The following is a 19,138-nucleotide window of genomic DNA, read 5'->3' as shown; positions in this document are numbered from 1 at the left end:
GATGAAAGGAACAAAATAGGCACGAAAGCGCGTTACACTTCAGCGATGAAGTTAATGTAATCACAGGAAAGTGATAATGAATAAAATTTTGGTAAGCGCTTGCCTGATGAGCTTCAGGGTTCGTTATAACGGAAGTGAAAAAGCGCGAATGAACGAGCAACTCGCTCGCTGGCAACAGGAACAACGTCTGGTTATCCACTGCCCTGAACTTGCGGCCGGGCTGCCTGTCCCTCGTCCTCCGGCAGAGATTATGTCCGCTGATGGCAAAGACGTGATGCGCGGACAAGCCAGAATTATTGAAAATACAGGGCAGGATGTGACTGAGCATTACCAGCTTGCAGCCTGGCTCGCGCTACGCACTGCTCAGGAATCGGGGTGCAGCGCTGCATTGTTAACCGATGGCAGCCCAACGTGCGGCAGTCAGCTTATTTATGACGGATCTTTTCGCGGGATACATAAAGTGGGGATGGGTGTTGCGGCATCGTTGCTTGCAGAGCATGGGATAGCCGTGTTCTCAGAGAAGCAAATCGACGAGCTTATTGCCTGGATTGCGGAAAGAGAAGGCAAAAAATAAGCCCGCGTAAGGGAGATTACGCAGGCTAAGGAGGTGGTTCCTGGTACAGCTAGCATTTATGGGTTATGTTTTTCAGCGGGGGGATAATACCCGTATTGAACGAAGCGGTATGTGATCCGATTCTAAGAATTATCCCAGCGCGAAAAAATTTCCCTGATCAACTATTTGCCGTGCGGGTTCCGGGTGCTTTCACCGTTGAAGTTACGCATCAGCAGGGCAAACTTCAGCTCCACCTCTTCAGGAACCGGCAGCCAGACGGTATGCCCGTCGCCCGGCGCCACGTCAATCGCTTCGCCTTTGCCGTTTTCCAGATGCTCCAGCGTAAAGTTCATGTTGCCCTGCGGGGTCATCAGCTCCAGGCTGTCGCCTTTGGTGAATTTGTTTTTCACCGCGACGGCCGCCAGCGCGCCTTTGCGCTCGCCGGTAAAGTCGCCGACAAACTGCTGGCGCTCGGAAACGGAGTAGCCGTGCTCGTAGTTCTGGTAGTCGTCATGGGTATGACGGCGCAGGAAGCCTTCGGTATAGCCACGGTGCGCCAGGCCTTCCAGGGTTTCCAGCAGGCTGGTATCGAACGGTTTACCGGCCGCCGCATCGTCGATGGCTTTGCGGTACACCTGCGCGGTGCGCGCGCAGTAGTAATAGGATTTGGTGCGGCCTTCGATCTTCAGGGAGTGCACGCCCATCTGGGTCAGACGCTCTACGTGAGCGATGGCGCGCAGATCTTTCGAGTTCATGATGTAGGTGCCGTGCTCGTCTTCAAAGGCGGTCATGTACTCGCCCGGACGTTTGGCTTCTTCAATCATAAACACGCTGTCGGTTGGCGCGCCGATGCCCAGCGTAGGCTCGACGTTAGTCACCGGGATAGGCTCGTGCTTGTGGACGATGTTGCCGACGTCATCCTCTTTGCCTTCCTGGACGTTATATTCCCAGCGGCAGGCGTTGGTGCAGGTGCCCTGGTTCGGGTCGCGTTTGTTGATATAGCCGGAGAGCAGGCAGCGGCCGGAGTAGGCCATGCACAGCGCGCCGTGAACGAAGATTTCGATTTCCATATCCGGCACCTGAGTGCGGATCTCTTCGATCTCTTCCAGCGAAAGCTCGCGGGACAGAATGACGCGGGTCAGCCCCATCTGCTTCCAGAACTTGACCGTCGCCCAGTTGACGGCGTTAGCCTGTACGGAGAGGTGAATATCCATCTCCGGGAAGTTCTCCCGAACCAGCATGATTAAACCCGGGTCCGACATGATTAGCGCGTCCGGCCCCATATCCACCACCGGCTTCAGGTCACGGATAAACGTTTTCAGCTTGGCGTTGTGCGGCGCGATGTTGACCACCACGTAGAATTTCTTGCCCAGGGCATGCGCTTCGTTGATGCCGAGCTGCAGGTTCTCGTGGTTGAATTCGTTGTTACGCACGCGCAGCGAGTAGCGAGGCTGGCCCGCATAAACGGCGTCGGCACCATAGGCGAAAGCGTAACGCATATTTTGCAGCGTTCCCGCCGGGGAAAGGAGTTCCGGTTTAAACATGTTTGTTCTCGTTCTGATGACAGGTCAGATCCGCATGCACCAGGTGCAGCGGTAAGGGGAGATCCCCCACTTTAAGGGCGGGCATTGTAGCGCTGCGGGGCAGGGAGGTAAAGTTATTGTGCCGGATGGCGGCTTCGCCTTACCCGGCCTACATTGATCCGCGGCTGGCTAGGTAATCCTGCACGCATCCGCTTCCCAGCGATACCCCACGCCATACACCGCGCGAATAAACGACTGCTCGGCGTCCAGCGCCTCCAGCTTGCGGCGCAGGTTTTTGATATGGCTGTCGATGGTGCGGTCGGTCACGACGCGGTAATCGTCATACAGGTGGTTCAGCAGCTGTTCGCGGGAAAAGACTTTCCCCGGCTCGTGGGAGAGGGTTTTCAGCAGACGGAACTCCGCAGGCGTCAGATCCAGCAGCTTGCTGCGCCAGCTCGCCTGGAAGCGGCTTTCATCCACAATCAGCGGGCTTTCGGCGTCGAGCACCTGAAGCTCGCGCTGCGGCCTGCAGCGGCGCAGAATGGTTTTCACGCGGGCGACCACTTCACGCGGGCTGTAGGGTTTGCAGATGTAATCGTCTGCGCCAATTTCGAGACCCAGCAGGCGGTCAATCTCTTCAATTTTGGCGGTGACCATGACGATCGGCACGTCGGAGAAGCGACGAATTTCCCGGCACAGCGTCAGTCCGTCAACGCCCGGCAGCATTAAATCCAGCAGGATCAGATCCGGCGGGGACTGGCGCACGTATGCCAGCACTTTATCGCCGTGACTGATCAGCGACGGGGCGTAGCTGGCCGCGCGTAAATAGTCGATCAGCAGCTGCCCAAGCTTGGGCTCGTCTTCCACAATCAAAATGCGCGGCGTGTTTTCGTCAATCGGTAACTCGGTCATACTTCTCTCGATAAATCCCGTTCCAGAGGTAACTCTACTGTAATGCTAACCCCGCCAAAAGGCGAATGGGCGGCGCGGATCGTGCCATTATGCGCCTCGACGATGTTAACGCAAATCGCCAGCCCCAGGCCGGAACCGCCGCTAGCGCGGTTGCGGGAGCCTTCGGTACGGTAGAAACGTTCAAACAGTTTTTCCAGCTGCGCGTCCTGCACGCCGGGGGCGGAATCCGCGAAGGTGAGGGCAAAGCGCCCGTTTTCCTGCCTGCCGGAGATGTGCAGCCCGCCGCCGCTGTCGGTGTAGCGCAGGCTGTTTTCCAGCAGGTTATTGAACAGCTGCATCAGCCGGTCTTTGTCGCCAAACACCACCGCGCTGTCCGGCAGGGAGTGTTCGATTGTCAGGTTGCGGCTGGCAAACCGCTCGCGGAAGGCGCCGCTGATCACTTCCAGAATGTTAATCACGTCCACCGGCGCTTTCTGGTAGGCCAGCGCGCCTTCGTCGGACATGGAGAGCTGGTGGAGGTCGTCCACCAGCTTGGTGAGCGTCCCCACCTCCGCCTGCAGAGAGGCCACCGATTCGGGCGTAAACTGGCGAACGCCGTCCTGAATGGCCTCCAGCTCGCCGCGCAGCACCGCCAGCGGTGTGCGCAGCTCGTGAGAAATATCGGCCATAAAGTCGCGGCGCATCTGCTGGTTCTTCTCCAGCGTGCTGGCGAGCTGGTTAAAATCCTGCGCCAGCTTGCCCAGCTCGTCCTGGCTGCGGGTATCGACGCGGGTGGTGAAATCCCCGGCGGCCAGCTTGTGCGTGCCTTCGACCAGCCGTTTCACCGGAGCAAGCAGGCCGCGCGCCAGCGGGAAGGTGGCGAGCGCGGCGAGCAGGGTGGAGAGGGCAACAATCAGCCAGCTTGTCCGACGCTGCTGGCGGTCAAAGTTGATGTCGGTGTTGCGCGTCAGGCGCTCCACCGGAGAGGCGATAACCCAGCCGACTGTCGCATTATTGACTTTGATCGCACGACGGGTGCCGTCCGGCGGTATCGGCGCGCGCGGGCCCACCAGCGTGCGCATGTCCTGGTCAATCACCCAGAACTGGGTGCGCCAGCCGTGCGGCGGCATGCCTGGCCCCGGGCGATCGTCACCGGTATCGTGCTCCAGCGAGCGCAGGATCTGGAAAATAAAGCGGTCGTTATTGCGCAGAAAACGCCAGTTGCCATGCTGGGCGTACTGTTCACTCAGCGCATCGCTTAAGCCCTGTAAACGCTGTTCATTGCCATGCTTGATGTAATCAATAAAACCGCGCTCAAAGCTGATCCGCACCGCCCAGTGCATGGTGACCAGCAGGACGATACAGGTGGCAAAGATCGCCACGAAGAGCTTGCCGGTAATGCCCGGACGCCAGAATTTCATGAGCCACTCCTTTTGCCGCGCCTAATCACGACGTTCTTGCTGGTATCATCCGGCACTCTGGCGAAGATGAAAGCGGGCAGGGCGATGATGACCGCCATGCTGAGATAGGTATATAAAAAGACCTGATGCGCCACCGGCGTGTCGACGCTGAGGTGGTGCTGGCCGTACATGCCGAGCAGTAAACCGGCGATGGTCACCCCGACGCTCATTGAGAGCTGCATGATCATCGACAGCAGGCTGTTGCCGCTGCTCGCCAGATCGTCCGGCAGGTCCTTCAGCGTCAGGGTATTCATCGACGAGAAGCGCATGGAGTTGACGATCCCCTGGCAGAACAGCACCAGCGGCAGAACGTAGTACCAGCCCATCAGCGCCACGGCCATAAACACCAGACTCACCAGCGCCAGCCCCAGCGTGGCGGTGACCAGCACGTGACGGTAGCCAAAGCGGTTCACGACCTGCACCACGATGCGCTTCATTCCCATGCTGCCGAGCACCATCGGGATCATCATCAGGCCCGCGTGGAAGGGCGAAAATCCCATCCCGATTTGCAGGAAAACGGGCGTCATAAACGGCAGCATGCCGCTGCCGACGCGCCCGGCGAAGCTGCCGAACAGGCCAAGGCGGTAGGTCGGGTTTTTAAACAGGTTCAGGCTGAACAGCGCCTTATCGTTACCTCTGGCATGCCACAGGTACCACAGTATGGCGGTAACGCCGAGCGCGATCAGGAGCCCGAGCGTCAGGGGCGAAATCCCCAGTCCTTTTTGCCCGTCGAGCGCCAGGGTAAGCGTTGCCATGCCCACCGCCAGCAGAATAAAGCCAAAGAAATCAAAGCGCCGCGTCTGCATTTTGTAGTTCGGCATCAGCGTCAGGGTGGCGATGGCGCCGATGATGCCAACAGGAAGATTGATTAAGAAGATCCAGTGCCAGGAGGCGTACTCCACCAGAATGCCGCCGAGCGCCGGGCCCAGCAGCGGCCCCACCTGACCGGGCAGGGTCACAAAGGTCATCGCCGCCATATACTGCTCGCGCGGCACAATCTTCATCACCGTTAGCCGCCCGACGGGCACCATCATCGCCCCGCCAACGCCCTGCAGCACGCGCGCCATCACCAGCTGGTCGAGGGTGTTGGCCTGGGCGCAAAACAGCGAGCCGGTGGTAAACAGCACGATGGCGGTAAAGAAGATATTCCGCACCCCCACTTTGTCCGCCAGCCAGCCGCTGGCAGGCAGCATCACGGCAACCGTCAGCACGTAGGAGACAATCACCATATGCATATGCAGCGGGCTCTCCCCCAGGCTTTTCGCCATGGAGGGGAGGGCGGTGTTGACGATGGTCGTATCCAGCGACTGCATAAAGAAGCCGAATGCGACTATCCATAGCTGCCAGCGAACGTTAGCGGGGAGATCGGTCATCTACTCGGTCACCGTGGTTCTGTTTTTACGCGAAAAGCGCAGCCGCAGGCGGTCGAAGAACAGATAGACCACCGGCGTGGTGTACAGCGTCAGCAGCTGGCTCATGACCAGGCCGCCGACAATGGTGATCCCCAGCGGCTGGCGCAGCTCTGAGCCGTCTCCGCCCGAGATAACCAGCGGCAGCGCGCCAAACAGCGCCGCCAGGGTGGTCATCATGATCGGACGAAAACGCAGCAGGCAGGCCTGGAAGATCGCCTCTTCCGGCGACAGATTGCCGTTGCGCTGGGCGTCCAGGGCGAAATCGACCATCATGATCGCGTTTTTCTTCACAATGCCGATTAACAGCATGATCCCGATGAGCGCGATAAGGCTGAACGGCGCGCCGAACAGCTCCAGCGCCAGCAGCGCCCCCACGCCCGCCGACGGCAGCGTTGAGAGAATGGTCAGCGGGTGAACGTAGCTCTCATACAGCACGCCCAGCACAATATAGACCGTGGCGATGGCGGCCAGAATCAAAATCACCTGCGAGTTCATCGTCTCCTGGAACACCTGCGCGGTCCCGGCAAAGCTGCCGCGCACGGTGGACGGCACGCCAAGCTGCGTCATCGCGCGGTTGATTGCGTCGCTGGCCTCAGAAAGCGACGAACCGGCGGGCAGGTTAAAGGAGATGGTCGACGCCGCCGAAAGCCCCTGATGGTTTACCGACAGCGGCGCGTTGGCAGGCTGCCAGCTGGCAAAGTAGGAGAGCGGAATCGCCTTGCCGTCGTTGTTAATCACAAACATTTTGTCCAGCGCGCTGATGTCCTGGGTGTAGCGCGGATCGACTTCCATCACCACCTTGTACTGGTTCATCGGCTGGTAGATGGTGGAGATCTCGCGCTGGCCGAAGGCGTTGTTCAGCAGGCTGTTGGCGGCTTCAACGTTAATGCCCAGCCGCGACATGGTTTCGCGGTCGTAGGTCAGGGCCATCTCGGCGCCGTTGTCCTGCTGATCGGAGTTGACGTCCGCCAGCTCCGGCAGGGCGGCCAGCGCCTTGCGGATCTTCGGCTCCCACTCGCGCAGGGCGGCTAAATCGTCCGAGAGCAACGTGTACTGATAGCTGGCGTTCGCCTGACGGCCGCCGACGCGGATATCCTGAACGGCCATCAAAAACAGGTTTGCCCCCGGCTCTTTGGCGAGCTTCACCCGCAGGCGGTCAATCACCTGCTGGGCGGTTTCGTTGCGTTCGCCGCGCGGTTTCAGGGTAATAAACATCATCCCGCTGTTAACGCGTGACCCGCCGGTAAAGCCGGTGACGTTATCCACGGCTTTGTCTTCACGAATGATCTTCATAAAGTCCTGCAGCTTGCCGCGCATCGCCTGGAACGAAATGCTCTGGTCCGCCTGAATCCCCCCCATCAGCACGCCGGTGTCCTGCTCGGGGAAGAAGGTTTTCGGGATGGTGATGTACATCCAGACGTTGAGCACGATGGTGCCGATCAGCACCAGGCCAACCAGCCGCGTATGGTTCAGCACCCACTTCAGCGATTTGCCGTAGCCTTCCTGCATCGCCATCAGGAAGCGACCAAAGCCTTTGCGTCGCGGCTGCGAATGGGGTTTGCTGCGCTTGAGCATCCAGCCGCACATCATTGGCGTCAGCGTTAAGGAGATAACCAGCGAAATCCCGATGGCGACGGAGAGGGTGACGGCAAACTCGCGCAGCAGCCGGCCCGGCAGACCGCCCATCAGCAGCAGCGGCAGGAATACCGCCACCAGCGACAGGCTCATGGAGAGCACCGTAAAGCCCACCTCGCGCGTGCCCTGCAGGGCAGCCTGCAGCGGCTTCACGCCCGCTTCCAGGTGGCGGGAAATGTTTTCCAGCACCACGATGGCATCATCCACCACGAAGCCCGTGGCAATCGTCAGGGCCATCAGCGACAGGTTGTTGAGGCTAAACCCGCACAGGTACATGGCGGCAAAGGTCCCGATCAGCGAGACCGGCACGGCCACCGCCGGGATAAGCGTCGCGCGGCCGGAGCGCAGGAACAGGAAGACCACCAGGATCACCAGCGCGACGGAGATAATCAGCGTTTGCTCCACCTCTTCAAGCGAGGCGCGAATGGTCGGGGAGCGATCCTGCGCAATTTGCAGATCGATTGCTGCCGGGATGGTCTCCTGCAGGTCCGGAAGACGGGCGCGAATGCTGTTCACCGTCTCAATAATGTTCGCTTCCGGCAGCTTGCGGATCATCAGCAGAATGGCCGGTTTAGCGTTGGTCATCCCGGCGTTACGCACGTCCTGCACCGAGTCGGTGACGCTGGCGACATCGCTCAAGCGCACCGCCGCGCCGTTGTTGTAATGAATAATGAGCGGCTGATATTCCGCTGCGGTTTTCAGCTCGTCGTTAGTGTGGATCTGCCAGCGGTGGCTACCGTCCTCAATCGCCCCTTGCGGCTTGCGGACGTTAGCCGTGCTGATGGCGGAGCGCACGTCATCAAGCGACACGCCCTGGTTGAACAGCGCCTGCGGGTTTAGGCCCACGCGCACGGCGGGCAGGGAACTTCCGCCAACGCTCACGTCACCGACGCCGTTAATTTGTGAGATTGTCTGCGCCAGTTGGGTAGACGCAAAGTCGTAAAGCTGCCCCTGCGAGTACGTATCCGAGGTCAGCGTCAGGATCATGATTGGCGCATCGGACGGGTTGGCCTTGCGGTAGGTTGGGCGGCTCGGCATTCCGCTCGGCAGCAGGCTTTGTGCGGCGTTGATGGCCGCCTGCACGTCGCGTGCCGCACCGTTAATATCCCGGTCGAAGCTGAACTCCAGAATGATGCGCGTGCTGCCCAGCGAGCTGCTGGAGGTCATCTCGTTGACCCCCGCAATCCGCCCAAGGGAACGCTCCAGCGGCGTGGCAACCGACGAGGCCATGGTCTCCGGTGACGCACCCGGCAGCGAGGCGCTGACCATGATCACCGGGAAATCCACCTGCGGCAGCGGCGCCACCGGCAGCAGCCGGAAGCCCAGCACGCCGCAGAGGGTAATGGCGAGCGAGATTAAAATCGTCGCCACCGGGCGGTAAATGAAGAGGGCGAAAAACTTCACTTATGCCTCCTCTTCACGTTTCGGAAAGCGGCTTTTGGTCCACAGCGCCAGGTGGTCAAACAGCAGGTAGATCACCGGCGTAGTGAAGAGCGTGAGCACCTGGCTCACCAGCAGACCGCCGACCATGCCGATACCCAGCGGACGGCGCAGCTCCGCGCCGACACCGGTGCTGAGCATCAGCGGCAGCGCGCCCAGCAGGGCGGCCAGCGTGGTCATCAGGATCGGACGGAAACGCAGCAGACAGGCCTGGAAGATGGCATCGCGCGGCGACATGCCCTGCTCGCGCTCGGCAGCCAGGGCGAAGTCGATCATCATGATGGCGTTTTTCTTCACGATCCCGATAAGCAGGATAATGCCGATGATGGCAATAACGTCCAGCTCGCTGCCCGCCAGCATCAATGCGAGCAGCGCCCCCACGCCCGCCGTCGGCAGGGTAGAGAGGATGGTGATCGGGTGGATAAAGCTTTCGTACAGGACCCCGAGCACGATGTACATCGCCACGACCGCCGCGACGATCAGCCAGATGGTGTTACCCAGCGCGGCCTGAAACGCCAGCGTGCTGCCCTGGAACTGGGTCTGAATATCGGACGGGAAGCTGAGCTCTTTTTCCGCAGCCTGAATGGCCTCCACCGCTTCGCCGAGAGAATAATTGTCCGGCACGTTGAAGGAGATGGTGGTGGACGGGAACTGATCCAGATGGTTGATCGACAGCGGGGTATAGCGTTCTTCCACCGTGGCGATAGCGCTCAGCGGCACAATACCGCCGTCTTTACCGGTCAGGCGCACCGAGTCCAGCCCCGCCAGGCCGGGCGTGTTATCCGTGTTGTGCTCCAGCACCACGCGATACTGGTTGGCCTGGGTGTAGATGGTGGAGATCAGGCGCTGGCCGAAGGCGTTGTACAGGGCGTTGTCCACATCCGACATGGTAATGCCCAGACGGCTGGCGGTATCGCGGTTGACGTTCACGTACGCCGCCAGCCCTTTGTCCTGCCAGTCGCTGCTGACGTCGGCGAGCTGCGGCAGGGTGTTAAGCTTATTCACCAGCTGCGGCACCCAGGTGCTGAGCGCGTCCAGCGAGGTGGCCTGCAGCGTGAACTGGTACTGCGTGCGGCTGACCTGGGTATCAATGGTCAAATCCTGAATCGGCTGCAGGTAAAGCTCAACGCCCGGCACGCGCGCGACGGCGTTTTGCAGACGCTCAATGACGGCGTTGACGCGGTCGTCGCGTTCATCCAGCGGCTTGAGGTTGATCTGCAGACGCGCGCTGTTGAGCGACGGGTTGGTGCCGTCGACGCCCACGTAGGAAGTCAGGCTCTCCACCGCCGGATCTTTCATGACGATCTCCGACACCTGCTGCTGGCGCTGGGCCATATTGGCGAAGGAGACCGACTGCGGGGCCTGAAGCGTGCCCTGAATAATGCCGTTGTCCTGGATGGGGAAGAAACCTTTTGGAATGAAAATCCACAGCATCACGCTGAGCGCCAGGGTTCCCAGCGCCACGCCGAGCGTTGCCCACGGATGATTAAGCACTTTCGCCAGCACGCGACCGTAGGCGGCAATAATCCGCTCGAACATGCGCTCGGAGGCGCGCGAGAAGCGGTTTTGCTTGCGCAGGGACTCGTGGCTCAGCATGCGGGCGCACATCATCGGCGTCAGGGTCAGCGACACCACGGCGGAGATCAAAATGGCGACCGCCAGCGTCACGGCAAACTCGCGGAACAGCCGCCCGACGATATCGCCCATAAACAGCAGCGGGATCAGCACCGCAATCAGCGAGAAGGTCAGCGAGATAATGGTAAAGCCGATTTCGCCCGCGCCCTTCAGCGCGGCGGCCAGCGGTTTTTCACCTTTCTCGATATAGCGCGAAATGTTCTCGATAACGACGATGGCGTCATCCACCACGAATCCGGTGGCGATGGTGAGCGCCATCAGCGTCAGGTTGTTAATCGAAAAATCGAGGAACACCATCACCGCAAAGGTCCCGACCAGCGAGAGCGGCACGGCGACGGCGGGAATAATGGTTGCCGGAACGTTGCGCAGGAACAGATAGATGATCATGACGACCAGCGCAATGGCCAGCATCAGCTCAAACTGGGTGTCGGTAACCGATGCGCGAATGTTCGTGGTGCGGTCGGAAAGCACCTTCACGCTGACCGACTTCGGCAGGCTTTCGATCAGCTGCGGCAGCATGGTGCGGATGCTGTCGGCGGTTTCGATGATGTTAGCGCCCGGCTGGCGCTGCACGTTCATCACGATCGCCTGCTGCCTGTTGGCCCAGGCGCCGAGCCAGCTGTTTTCCGCACCTTGCTCCACGGTCGCCACGTCGCCCAGACGCACCGGAGCGCCGTTCTGGTAAGCAATAATCAGCTGGCGGTATTCATCGGCGGACTGCATCTGATCGTTGGCAGAGAGCGTCACGGCGCGGGTGGGGCCGTCCAGCGAGCCTTTTGCCGAGTTAACGTTGGCACTGCTGATGGCGGTGCGGATGGTTTCGCTGGTCAGGCCCAGCGCGGCAATCGCCTGCGCGTTCAGCTTCACGCGCACGGCGGGACGCTGGCCGCCTGCGAGAGTGACGAGGCCGACGCCGGAGACCTGTGAAATTTTCTGCGCCACGCGCGTTTCGACCATGTCCTCGACCTGGGTCATCGGCATGGCGGAGGAAGTCACGGCAAGCGTCATGATCGGCGGATCCGCCGGGTTCACCTTGCTGTAGACCGGCGGGTTAGGCAGGTCAGACGGCAGCAGGTTGGTGGCGGCGTTGATGGCGGCCTGTACTTCCTGCTCGGCGACGTCCAGCGACAGCGTCAGCTGGAACTGCAGCGTCACGACGGATGCCCCGCCGGAGCTTTGCGAAGACATCTGCTTCAGGCCAGACATCTGCCCAAACTGGCGCTCCAGCGGGGCGGTAATGGCGGACGTCACCACGTCCGGGCTGGCCCCGGGATAGAGAGTGACAACCTGAATCGTTGGGTAATCCACCTCCGGCAGCGCCGACACGGGCAGGAAGCGATAGCCGATAATCCCGGCGAGCAGGATCGCCACCATCAGCAGCGTGGTGGCGACAGGACGGAGGATAAACAGGCGTGACGGCCCGCCTGTAGAGCCTGGGGGCATCACCTGCATCAGGATTTCTCTCCCTGTTTCGCAGGTTCAACCACTTCCACTTTGGCCCCTTCGGTCAGACGGTCAATGCCGTCGGTGACCACGCGGTCGCCTGCGGAAAGGCCTGCGGCGATGACCACCGTCTGGCTGTCCTGGATACCGGTTTTCACCAGATGTTTACTGACCTTATTGTCGCTGTTAAGTACCCAGACGAAGTTACCTTCGTTACCCATCTGCAGGGCAGCCGTTGGGATCACCACCGCGTTCTCTTCGGTCGCGACCAGCATGCGCGCGTTGACGAACTGGTTCGGGAAGAGGGCATCGTCCTGGTTGTTAAAGCGCGCCTTTAGCTTGATGGTGCCGGTGGTGGTATCGATCTGGTTATCCAGGCTGAGCAGAGAGCCTTCGCTCAGCTTCTGCTTGTTGCTGCGGTCCCAGGCTTCCACCACCAGGCCTTTACCGGATTTCTGCGCCTGCACCACGGTCGCAATGTCGCTTTCCGGCAGGGTAAAGACTAAATCAATCGGGTGAGTCTGGGTGATCACCACGATGCCCGTGGTGTCGCCGCTGGAGATCTGGTTGCCAATATCGACCTGCTTCAGGCCCACGCGCCCGTCAATCGGCGCGGTGATGCGGCTCCAGTCGAGCTGCAGCTGGGCGCTGGCCACGGCGGCCTCGTCGGCTTTGATGGTGCCCTGCGTTTCGCTGACCAGCGACTGCTGGGTATCCAGCTCCTGACGAGACACGAGGTTGGTTTTCACCAGCTGCTGGTAGCGCGCCAAATCGCGACGGGCGTTGGCGAGGGTGGCTTTGTCTTTTGCGAGCTGCCCCTGCGCCTGGGCGAGGGCGACCTTAAACTGGCTCGGGTCGATTTCCGCCAGCAGATCGCCCGCTTTGACCTGCTGCCCTTCCTGGAAGTGAATGGCCTGAAGCTGACCGTCGACGCGGCTGCGCACCGTCACGGTGTTGGCGGCGGTAATGGTTCCGAGACCGGTAAGATAGCGAGGAACGGCTTTATTGACCGCCGTCGCCGCCTGGACCGGCGCCAGCGCGCCGCCGCGCATGCCGTGACGCCCTCCGCCTGCCGGGCGCTGTACCTGACTGCTGGCACCGGCGGGAGCGGCGGAGTTCGCGGATTGACTGTGCCAGTACCAGGCGGCGGCAAGGACCACCACAATGATGCCAGCGGCGATTGCCCAGCGGGATTTGTTACTGCCTTTCATCGTTATACGTTCTCATCCTGAATACTTCGGGGAATGATACTAGTTTAGTCAGCTAACACAGCGGAAAAATGGAGGAAATATGGAAGACTGTCAGGAATGGTCTGAATGGAGGTAAAAGCAAAACGGCAACATCCGTTGCCGTTTTTGGTGTTTTCTCCCTCTCCCTGTGGGAGAGGGCCGGGGTGAGGGCACCAGACCGCACCGCAACCGCACTAGCTAAACATCACCTGCGCCCAGCGCGCCAGCCCTGCGGTAACGGAGCCAAAGTCATCCCCACCGGCAATCGGAATGCCCGGCAGCTGTTCCGCCAGCGCTTTCTTGATCAGCGGGGAACGGGCGCTCCCCCCGGTCAGGTAGATAACGTCCGGCTTCTCTTTACCGTTCTCCAGCGCCAGCTGCACCTGCTCCAGAATACGCTGCAGCGGCTGCGCGAGCGCCGTCTCCAGCCCGTCCTGCGAAATCGCGGTGGCCAGATCGTCGCTGATAAACGGCAAGGAGACCGCATGCTCGGTACGGTCGGAAAGGGCAATTTTGCTCTCTTCGGCAGTACGCACTACGCGGTAGCTCAGGCGCTGACGCCACACTTTGTACAGCAGGGCGACTTTTTCGGCGTCCTGCGCGTCGCGCACCAGATCGTTAAGGAAGCGGCCGTTCGCGGTGCTGTAAAAATCACTCTGCGCAGGCACGTCGTTAATGGCGATCGCGTTCCACCACGGCAGGATCGGCAGGGCGATGCCTTTTTCCGTCTGACCGCCCATGCCCAGCAGCGGCATCAGGCTCTTGAATGCCAGGGCGATATCGAGATCGTTACCGCCTACGCGGCAGCCGCTGTGCCCCAACAGGCTGTTTTCGCGGTCGCGACGGTTATGCCACTGCGGTCCCATCAGCAGCAGCGAGCAGTCCGTTGTGCCCCCGCCGATATCCACGACTAACACGCGCTTCTCTTCCGTCAGCGTGGCTTCAAAATCCAGCCCCGCCGCAACCGGCTCGTACTGGAACACCACGTCGCGGAAGCCTGCCCGGTGCGCCGCGCGTTCAAGGATCCCCTGCGCCTGCTGGTTGGCCTCGTCGCCGCCCAGCCCCTGGAAGTTGATCGGGCGGCCAATGACCGCCTGGGTAATCGCATCGGAGACCTGCGTCTGCGCCTGATTGCGTATGTGCAGCATCATCGCGCACACCAGGTCTTCGAACATCGCCACCTGCTGCGGCTTCAGCCCGCTGGCGCCGAGGAAGGATTTTGGCGACTTAACGAAGTAGACCTCTTCCGGGTCTTCAATGTAGTGCCCGAGCGAAGAGAGGCCGAACTGCACGCTGGACGGCGATACGTCGATGTCTTCCTCGCGGTTAAAGCTGACCGCACGGCGCAGCAGCGCCTGGGTCTCCGCCGCCGTGGCCGGAACCTGATGGTGGCGGAACAGCCATTCGCTTACCGCTTCACGCGTCGGCGCGCAGAGCATTGAGGGCAGCAGCGTGCTCTCTTTTTCCATTTTCAGGAGCTGTGGCTGCCCGTTTTGCATAATCGCAACCGAGCAGTTTGCCGTACCGTAGTCGAATCCAATAAACACGATAAATCCCCATGCCAGTGAGAAGGGGCGAGACTTTAACGAAATGTCTTCATGGCGACAACAGGAATATGAAAGCAAGGCAATACAAGGTCTTTCCGTTTATGCTGATAAGAACAAAAAAGGAGCAACGATGTACACCCTGAACTGGCAACCCCCTTACGACTGGCAGTGGATGTTTGGCTTTCTTGGCGCGCGTGCGGTGACGGGCATTGAAACCGTCACAAACGACTACTACGAGCGCAGTTTTGCCTGCGAAGGGCATCAGGGGATATTTCGCGTCACGCCGGAAATCGCCACCCATACGCTGACCGTGACGCTCAGTCCCGGGTTAATCCCGGTTGCGCAGACGTGCCTTGAACGCATCGAACGCCTGTTCGATCTCGCCTGCAACCCGCAGCACGTCGCGGATACGCTGGGCGACCTCGGTGCTGCCCGGCCAGGCTTGCGTTTGCCGGGGGCGATGGATGCGTACGAGCAGGGCGTCCGGGCGATCCTCGGACAGCTGGTGAGCGTGGCGATGGCGGCGAAACTGGCATCGCGCGTGGTGGCGCTGTGCGGCGAACCGATTGCGGATTGTCCGGGCTATCTCTGCTTCCCCACGCCGGACGCGCTGGCGGCAGCGGACCCGCTGGCGCTGAAAGCGTTAGGGATGCCGGTAAAGCGGGCGGAATCGTTAATTCATCTGGCACAGTCGGTCATCGACGGGACGTTTCCGCTTTTCCCGCCCGCGAATATTGAGGCCGGAATGAAAGCGCTACAGCAGCGGCCGGGAATAGGGCGCTGGACGGCAAACTACCTGGCCCTGCGCGGCTGGCAGGCGAAAGATGTCTTTCTGCCGGATGATTATCTGATTAAGCAACGCTTTGCCGGGATGACGCCCGCGCAAATTCGTCGTTATGCCGAGCGCTGGCGGCCGTGGCGCTCTTACGCGCTGCTGCACATCTGGTATACCGACGGCTGGACGCCGTCAGTTGATGGCGAAATAGCTGGTATTGAGCAGTAGATCCAGCGGCTGCGGCTCGGCGATGGTGTCACCAAAGATAAAATCAATGCCGATGCCGGAGAGCGTATCCATCATGATGGGCTGGTTGCAGGGGCCCGCGATGGTTTTCATTCCCAGACGCTGGGCGTGGCCCTGCACAATGGTCACCATCATCTCATCCATCAGATTGCCATACACGTTGCTTACCACCTCCGCGTCCAGCATCAGATAGTCGGCCATATTGGCGGTCAGATGGGTGAAGACGTTCATGTCGCGGCCTACCTGGCTGAAGATCACGCGGCAGCCCGCCTGGCGAAGCTTTTGCAGACTCCGCTGCAGGTTTTTATCCGGGCTGCACACCACGTCGGCAGAGATAACCAGATGCAGGAGACGGCCCGGCATGGGGCTTTTATCCAGCAGGTCGAGAAGTTCATCAACCAGCGTTACGCTGGCTAAACCGGCCTCAGAAAGCGGCAGAGCCACCCCCATGCCTTTACTGGCGATCTGTGCGGCAGAGGCGCGGAAAAACTCATTAAAAATACGTCTGTCGAGGGCGTGCAAAAGCTCAGGCTCCGCCAGGCCCGAGCGGAACGCATGCTCCTCCTGGACTTCGCCCTGGCTGGTCCACAGGCGTAACGACAGCAGCCAGAAATTACTGCTTTCCGGGATGCGCGGAGAGGCGACGCTGCGGGCAATCATCAGCAGATGATTGTCTTTAATCATGTGCCACTGTTCATCAAGCGACATCATGCTGCGCGTGTTGTGATCCCGCTCCTGCTGGGGTTCGTAAACCGTCACCATGCCGCGCCCGCTGTTTTTTGAGGCATAACAGGCAATATCCGCCTGGGACATCACTTCCGATGCCTGATGGTTATTTTCATCAATCAGCGTGATACCTGCGCTGGCGCCGATCCGGTGCAGGCGGCCTTCCCACATAAAGTGATAGTCATTGATCGTGTGGATCAGGCGCCCGGCGATATAGCGCGCGCTTTCAATATTGCAGTCCGGTAGCAGTAACCCGAACTCATCCCCGCCCAGACGCGCCAGCACGTCGCTGGAGCGGAGCATGGTCAACATCAGGGAAGAGAGTTCCCGCAGCAGGGCATCGCCCGCCGCGTGGCCTGCAGAATCGTTGACGGCTTTGAAGCGATCGAGATCGATAAAGACCAGAGCATGACGCTGGCGCGTTTCGCGAACGGTCTGCAGGAGTCGTTTGAGATGATTTTCGAAGCTCACCCGGTTTGCCAGGTGGGTCAGGGCATCGTGGGAGGCGCTATAGCTCAGCTGTCGCAGCATTTTGCGCGACTCGGTCACGTCCTGAATCACGATAACCGAGCCAATATTCTGCCCATCCAGCGTGCTGAGCGGCGTAATGCTGTAGTGAATATCAAAATTCCCGCCGGTCCGGCAGTTCAGCACCACGTCCTGATCGATATCGGAACGGGACATATCGCCGCTGTGAATATTCTCCATCAGCGGCCCTTTTTCACCAAAGGTGATGTGCAACACCTTCAGGATCGGCTGGCCGATAGCCTCGGTCTGCAGCCAGCCGCTCATTTTCTCGGCCACCGGGTTCATAAAGGTGACGTTCATGTTGATATCGGTACACAGCACCGCTTCACCGATGGAATCGAGGGTGATGTGCAGACGCTCTTTTTCCTGGAAGAGGGCCTCGTTGAGCTGCTTAACCTCGGTCATGTCCATGTTGATCCCGAGCAGCCGTTCGACTTCACCCTGCTTATTGAGCACCCGGTTCGCCAGGGAGCGAATGTGGCGCACGCCTTCCTTCACGCGGATGCGGAATTCCAGCTTAAACGGCAGACGGGAAATCAGCGAGTCCCGCAGCACCTTCTCGGCGTGGGCACGATCTTCCGGCAGCATCGTGTCATGCCAGAGCTGCCAGGTGGGCTTGATGTGCGGCGGAATTTCATACAGCTCAAACATCCGCTTGTCCCAGCTGATAATGTCTGGCTCCAGATCCCACTCCCAGATGCCGATGCCGCCCGCTTCGTTAGCAAGCGTAATGCGCTCCATCAGGCGCTTATTGACCCACTCGGTCTGCTTCAGGTCGTTAATGTCTTCAATCTGGGCGATAAAATAGAGCGGCGAGCCGTCGGCATGACGCACGACGGAGACGGCAAGCAGCGCCCAGACCACTTCTCCGTCGCGGGTGTAGTAGCGTTTCTCGAGGGTGTAGGTATTGATGTCGCCGTTTACCAGCTGTTCGAGCTGTTCCAGGTCGGTGTGCAGATCTTCCGGCCAGGTGAGTTGCTGGAAGGTCAGCGACTGGAGCTCGGTCTGGCTGTAACCCAGAAAATTGCACAGCGCCTTGTTAGCCTGAAGCCATTTGCCCTCAATGCTGACCAGCGCCATACCGATGGCGGAATACTCCATCGCATTACGGAAGCGCTCCTCGCTTTCGGTGATGTGCTTGCGCTCGGCGCGGAAGGCGTACATCACCATGGTCATCACGTTAGCAGGCAGGAGCAGCATCAGGAACGGCAGCCAGGGGGCGTTCAGCATCGGCCCGACGTGCTGGGTTGTCAGCGCCACCGGGTTTTGGGCAATCATCAGCGACACAACCATCACGGTGACCAGAAACACAAGGAACGCTTCCATTCGCGGCAGGCGCACGGCGCTCCACATAAGCAAAACGATAACGCAGGTGAAAGGCCACGGCAGCCAGGTGATAGCCGCCCAGCTGAGGGCCAGCGTCACGGCCAGCGTGGTCAGCGTTTCCAGCAGCAGTCTCGGGTCACGGTGGCGCAGCAGATAGTGCGGTTTAAACAACAGTCCCAACGGTACTACCGCCAGTGCGCCAATGGCTTCGGACAACACCCAGACGAAGAAATTTCGCAGGGGTTCGGGGCCGGGAGCCAGCAGAGACACCAGAACGCCGCCCACCAGCGGCGGTATCACGGCGCTGCCGATGGCCACGCGGACCCAGTCATTCAGATTCTGCAGCGGGTTGTACCACGGGAGCAATTTGCGCAGCAATAGGGCGCCGGTAAAGGCCTCAACCACGTTAATTGAGGTGTAGGTGAGGCTTATCGATCCCCACGAAAACAGCATCCAGGTGGCCAGAATATTGCCGAACGAACAGGCCAGGGCAATTCCGGGCCACATTTTTCCTGCATGGCGGTAAAACGCCACCATCATAATCGCGGTGGGGAACCAGAGCGGGGCAAGCAGGGTGCCGAACCGGGTGAGCTCCAGCGAAAATAAGGTAAAGATAAAGGTGACCAGGCCCAGACAGACAAGTCGTATTAAAGGATGTGGGGTGGTAACCAAAACCCGCTGGTATTGTTTATTCATTACCGCTTTATCCAGAGACGCCATGCCGTCAGGGAAGATGTCCGAACGCGTGAATTTGATAATTTGGTTTATG

At 60.0% G+C, this 19,138-nt stretch carries 11 protein-coding genes; 2 read left to right on the top strand and 9 right to left on the bottom strand.

Translation table 11 applies throughout. The annotated features are described in order from the left end of the window. The first annotated feature begins 73 nt into the window (after positions 1 to 73). Positions 74 to 574 (top strand): 2-thiouracil desulfurase family protein, encoded by a 501-nt coding sequence (locus AC2TE5_RS14925; RefSeq protein WP_484613347.1) that lies wholly within the window; start codon positions 74 to 76, stop codon positions 572 to 574. A gap of 161 nt (positions 575 to 735) precedes the next feature. On the opposite strand, the gene trhP is transcribed toward AC2TE5_RS14925, so the two are convergent. From trhP to yegD, 8 genes are all read right to left on the bottom strand, one after another. Beyond that, complete coding sequence (trhP, locus tag AC2TE5_RS14920) at positions 736 to 2,097, bottom strand: prephenate-dependent tRNA uridine(34) hydroxylase TrhP (protein WP_023312421.1); 1,362 nt, start codon at positions 2,095 to 2,097, stop codon at positions 736 to 738. Positions 2,098 to 2,265: 168 nt separating this feature from the next. Then, the gene (gene baeR, locus AC2TE5_RS14915) at positions 2,266 to 2,988 is read right to left on the bottom strand and encodes an envelope stress response regulator BaeR (RefSeq protein WP_484611914.1); all 723 of its coding nucleotides are present in this window, start codon (positions 2,986 to 2,988) and stop codon (positions 2,266 to 2,268) included. Beyond that, on the bottom strand, positions 2,985 to 4,388 hold the full coding sequence (baeS, locus tag AC2TE5_RS14910; RefSeq protein WP_484611913.1) for an envelope stress sensor histidine kinase BaeS: 1,404 nt from the start codon (positions 4,386 to 4,388) through the stop codon (positions 2,985 to 2,987). Before baeS ends, baeR begins: the two co-directional genes overlap by 4 nt. Further along, positions 4,385 to 5,800, bottom strand: a complete 1,416-nt coding sequence (mdtD, locus tag AC2TE5_RS14905) for a multidrug transporter subunit MdtD (RefSeq protein WP_484611912.1) — start codon at positions 5,798 to 5,800, stop codon at positions 4,385 to 4,387. Before mdtD ends, baeS begins: the two co-directional genes overlap by 4 nt. After that, positions 5,801 to 8,878, bottom strand: a complete 3,078-nt coding sequence (gene mdtC, locus AC2TE5_RS14900) for a multidrug efflux RND transporter permease subunit MdtC (protein WP_213327991.1) — start codon at positions 8,876 to 8,878, stop codon at positions 5,801 to 5,803. Beyond that, entirely contained in the window at positions 8,879 to 12,001 is a 3,123-nt protein-coding gene (locus AC2TE5_RS14895) for an MdtB/MuxB family multidrug efflux RND transporter permease subunit (protein WP_484611911.1), read from the bottom strand. Beyond that, the gene (locus AC2TE5_RS14890) at positions 12,001 to 13,203 is read right to left on the bottom strand and encodes an MdtA/MuxA family multidrug efflux RND transporter periplasmic adaptor subunit (protein WP_484611910.1); all 1,203 of its coding nucleotides are present in this window, start codon (positions 13,201 to 13,203) and stop codon (positions 12,001 to 12,003) included. Before AC2TE5_RS14890 ends, AC2TE5_RS14895 begins: the two co-directional genes overlap by 1 nt. A gap of 212 nt (positions 13,204 to 13,415) precedes the next feature. After that, entirely contained in the window at positions 13,416 to 14,768 is a 1,353-nt protein-coding gene (yegD, locus tag AC2TE5_RS14885; RefSeq protein ID WP_301508528.1) for a molecular chaperone, read from the bottom strand. A gap of 130 nt (positions 14,769 to 14,898) precedes the next feature. On the opposite strand from yegD, the gene alkA reads away from it, so the two are divergent. After that, positions 14,899 to 15,771, top strand: a complete 873-nt coding sequence (alkA, locus tag AC2TE5_RS14880) for a DNA-3-methyladenine glycosylase 2 (RefSeq protein ID WP_484611909.1) — start codon at positions 14,899 to 14,901, stop codon at positions 15,769 to 15,771. On the opposite strand, the gene AC2TE5_RS14875 is transcribed toward alkA, so the two are convergent. Continuing rightward, entirely contained in the window at positions 15,736 to 19,065 is a 3,330-nt protein-coding gene (locus AC2TE5_RS14875; protein WP_484611908.1) for a diguanylate cyclase, read from the bottom strand. The two genes, alkA and AC2TE5_RS14875, sit on opposite strands and share 36 nt — an antisense overlap. Positions 19,066 to 19,138: the final 73 nt, after the last annotated feature.

The organism is Enterobacter sp. N5-15, assembly GCF_057221635.1.
The sequence above is the reverse complement of the archived record's forward strand: the minus strand, read 5'-3'. Positions and strand labels throughout refer to the sequence as shown.